This is a genomic window from Streptomyces sp. ActVer, from assembly GCF_027270795.1.
GTDB lineage: Bacteria > Actinomycetota > Actinomycetes > Streptomycetales > Streptomycetaceae > Streptomyces > Streptomyces umbrinus_A.
Genome location: NZ_JAPWHT010000753.1, coordinates 1 through 2,841 on the forward strand (window position 1 = coordinate 1; position 2,841 = coordinate 2,841).

A 2,841-nucleotide genomic window follows, 5' to 3' on the forward strand; every position below is an offset into this window, starting at 1 on the left:
GCATCACCGCCTCGTACGCTCCGGTCGCCGACCTCCAGCACCACCCGGACAACCCGATCGTGCGCACCCGATCCTTCGGCGCCGACCCCGAGCTCGTCGGCCGCCACCTGCGCGCGTGGATCACCGCCACCGAGGCCCGCGGTGTCGCCTCCTGCGCCAAGCACTTCCCCGGCCATGGCGGCACGGTGACAGACAGTCACCACGACACCGCCGTCGACCCGCGGTCGTACGACGAACTGCTTCCCGACCTCGAAGCGTTCCGTGCGGCCGTCGCCGCGGGTGTTCCGATGCTGATGAGCGCCCATGTCGTGTTCCCGGCGCTCGACCCGGACCGCCCGGCCACACTGAGCCGCCGCATTCTGCGCGATCTGCTGCGCGACGACATCGGCTTCGACGGGGTGCTGGTGAGCGACGCGCTGGAGATGAAGGCGATCGCCGACCGCTACGGAGAGGCCGCCGGAGCCCGGATCGCCCTCGCCGCGGGAGCCGACCAGGTCATCGTCGCCGTACCGGACCTGGAGACCACGCTGGCCTGCCGTGACGCGGTACTCGGCGCGCTGCGCACCGGATCGTTGCCCGACGAGCGCGTGTGGGAGGCCGCCGGGCGGGTCCGCCGGCCCGCCGAGCGGTACGCGACGCCGGCCGCCCCGGGCACGGTCGCCGCATGGGACTCCGGGGCTGGAGCGGTGGCCGCCCGCCGTGCCGTACGCAGCAGGCCCGCCCGGCACCCCGTGTCCGGCGCACATGTCGTCGACCTCTTCCCGCCGCCGCACCCCGCGCTCAACTGGGGCGGCGAGGACCTGCTGACCGAACTGCGCGCCGTCGACCCCACGGCCTCGGGAACCGCGGTCACCGGGGAGCCTGCCGACCCGGCGGCCCTCGTCGCCGGGATCCTGCGGTGGGCCGAGGGCTCCCCGCTGATCGTCGCCACGAACGACGCCGGGCTCCACCCCTGGCAGGCACGCCTCCGAGACTCCCTGTTGGCCCGGCGACCGGACGCCGTACGGGTCTCCACCGGGCTCCCCGAGGACGGGGACGACCTGTGCTCGTACGGGAGGGGCCGGGCCAACCGGCGGGCCCTGGCGGAGGCGCTGGCGGGCGAGTAGCCGCTCACCGGCACGCTCCGCCGCCTCGGCCTGTTCCCGCGTTCCGTCATCTTCGCCGGGACCCATGTCCGCGTCCCGTCACGTTCACGGCTCCGGTGAGGGGCCCGGTCGTGACGGATTCCGTACGAGATCCGTGATGCCCCGGGCCGAAAGGTGGTCGGCGTCGTCCGCGTGCGAGGCCAGGACGACCGTCGGGCGGACGCCCTGGCTCCGCAGCCACATCCACGCCTCGAAGTACGCGCCGCCCGGACCAGAGACGGACCGGGTGGCGGGCGTGCAGTCCAGGACCAGGGCCAGGTCGCGCGGCTGCCCGGGGCGGGGCTTGGCGCGCACCTCGGCGGCGGCGTCGGCGAACGCGGTGGCGATCGGCTTGGGGCGGCCCGAGGAGTCGAAGAGGCCCAGGGTGTACTCCAGCTCCGGGTAGTCGGCCAGGGAGCGGTCCACGTCGTGGGAGCACCACCAGGTCACGCCCCACAGCCCCGCGCACTCCGAGGCGTTGAGCACGGTGGCGCGGGCGAACTCCGGTGCGTCGGCCGCCGGGATGTGCGGCTCGGGCGCCCCGGTCTCCTGCGCCCAGACCGGCCGTGTCACGTCCTCGGCGTAGGCCTTGGCGAGCTCCACGCCGTACTCGGCGAGGTGCAGGACCTGCGGCGAGAGGGGGCCGTAACGGCGTGCGCAGTCGCCCGAGAAGACCCATGGGTGGACGGTGGTCAGGTCGCCCTTGCGGGCCGAGGCCTCCGGAGTGAACGGGTGGTCGTCTCCGTACCAGGCCGCGTCGTACGCGGAGTGCGTGACGAGGCGGCCGGGCGGGGCGGCGGACAGCCCGTCCCGGGCGGCGCCGAGGAGCGTGTCGAGGTAGTGGTCCACCTCCGTGACTGTCACCGGGTTGTGCTCGACGAGGTTGTTGAGCTCGTTGCCGAGCTGGAGGCCGATGAGGTTGGGCCGGTCGGCGAGCGCGCGGCCGAGGACGCGCAGCAGCTCCGCCTGGGCCTCGACGGCCTCGGGGTCGGCGAACACGTTGCGGTGGTGCCAGCTGCGCGTCCACTCCGGATAGAAGTCGAAGCTGGACAAATGGCCCTGCACTCCGTCCACGAGGACGTCGAGACCGGCCTCGGCCGCGAGGTCGACGAGCTGGACCAGTTGGTCGACGGCCGCGCCGCGGATCAGTGTGCGGTTGGGCTGGAGGAGCGGCCAGAGGTGGAAGACGCGGATGTGGTCCAGGCCGAGCCCGGCTATCTGGGCGAGGTCCTCACGCGCGTGGGCCGGATCGAAGTCGTGCCAGGAGTGGAACCAGCCGCGGCGGGGCGTGTAGTTCACACCGAAGCGGGGCGCGGGCGCGCTGGATACGGGGGGAGTGCTGATGGGGTCCTCCTCGGAAACCTGTGCCGACGCGCGGCCGGGGCTTGTTCTCGGCGAATGTATCAACCACCATGGTCGCCAATGAACAATGATTTGAACCAGGATGCAGGTCGGGCGCGGGATCGCGTGCGGAATCGGGATCTCGTGGTGGGCCTGGACGTCGGCGGCACCCGTACGCGCGCCGTCCTGGCGTCCGCCGTGGACGGCCGCGTGCTCGGCCAGGGCGCCGCAGGACCCGGCAACGCCCTGACCGTCCCCGTGCCGCTGCTCACCGACCACCTGGCCGAGGCCGTCGCCCGGGCGGTGCCGGAGCCGGACCGTGCCAGGGTCGTCGCCGTGGCCGGCGGCTTCGCGGGCGCGGCGGAGACCGCCCCGG

General features: G+C 73.7%; 1 protein-coding gene and 2 pseudogenes. 2 read left to right on the forward strand and 1 reads right to left on the reverse strand.

From position 1 onward, the window contains the following. Positions 1-1,106: glycoside hydrolase family 3 N-terminal domain-containing protein (locus tag O3Q52_RS51580; protein WP_269655320.1), on the forward strand; the 1,106-nt coding region annotated here is incomplete at its 5' end. Between the two features lie 84 nt (positions 1,107-1,190). Here the strand turns inward: O3Q52_RS51580 and O3Q52_RS51585 are convergent. Then, a pseudogene (locus tag O3Q52_RS51585) lies at positions 1,191-2,538 on the reverse strand (glycosyl hydrolase). Positions 2,539-2,546: 8 nt separating this feature from the next. Between O3Q52_RS51585 and O3Q52_RS51590 the strand changes: the two are divergent. After that, a pseudogene (locus O3Q52_RS51590) lies at positions 2,547-2,841 on the forward strand (ATPase); the annotation flags it as partial.